1 protein-coding gene is annotated in these 997 nt (G+C 64.4%); it reads left to right on the top strand.

Annotation, left to right across the window (positions count from 1 at the left end; genetic code table 11):
• Positions 1–120 precede the first annotated feature (120 nt).
• Positions 121–997, top strand: an 877-nt coding sequence (locus AC1RQK_RS40445; protein ID WP_492815271.1) for an ISNCY family transposase, incomplete at its 3' end; no start/stop codon positions are given.

The following is a 997-nucleotide window of genomic DNA, read 5'->3' as shown; positions in this document are numbered from 1 at the left end:
TGTAAAGGCCAAATCAGAATGTCCGCTTCCAGCCACATCAGAATGTCCTCTGGATAGACCTATACTGGTAGCGCCTGGGTTGGACGGGAGCGCGCCGTGAAGGATCGAGGGTTGATCACCATGAGTCTGCGTGAAGTTGACCGCTTCAAGGTCATTCAGGCAACGGCCGAGGGCCTGCTGGCGCAATGGCGCGCCGCAGAGCGCCTGGATTTGACCGCGCGGCAAGTCCGGCGGCTGGTCCAGCGCTGGCGAGCCGATGGCCCGATGGGCTTGCTGTCGCGCCAGCGTGGGCAGCCAGGCCATCGCCAGCTGCCACGGATGCTCGAAGCGCAGGCACGCGCGCTAATCCAGCAGCACTACGCCGATTACGGCCCCACGCTGGCCTGCGAGAAGTTGCGCGAGCGCCATGGCATCGCGCTGGCCAAGGAGACGGTGCGGCGGATCATGATCGACGCCGGCTTCTGGGTCCCCAGGAAGCTGCGTCCGCCCAAGCTGCACCAGCCGCGCAAGCGCCGCGCTTGCCTGGGTGAACTGGTGCAGATCGATGGCAGCGAGCACGCGTGGTTCGAGGAGCGTGCGCCCATGTGCACGCTGCTGGTCTATGTCGACGATGCCACCAGCCGCCTGATGCAGTTGCTGTTCGTGCCGACCGAATCGACTTTCGCCTATTTTGCCGCGACGCGTGCTTACATCGAGCGCCATGGCAAGCCGGTGGCCTTCTACAGCGACAAGGCCAGCATCTTCCGGGTCAATGCCAAAGGCGTCACCACAGGGCGAGACCATACGCAGTTCGGGCGCGCGCTGTACGAGCTGAATATCGAGAGCCTGTGCGCCAACAGCAGCCAGGCCAAGGGCCGCGTGGAGCGAATGAATGGCACGCTGCAGGACCGGCTGGTCAAGGAGTTGCGCCAGCGCGGCATCTCGACGCTGGCCGAGGCCAATGCCTTTGCCCCGGTCTTCCTGGCGGACTTCAATGTGCGCTTCGCCAAGACGCCAA

The organism is Cupriavidus sp. GW822-FHT02D05 (assembly GCF_058802485.1).
This window is presented reverse-complemented; position numbering and strand designations above follow the sequence as displayed.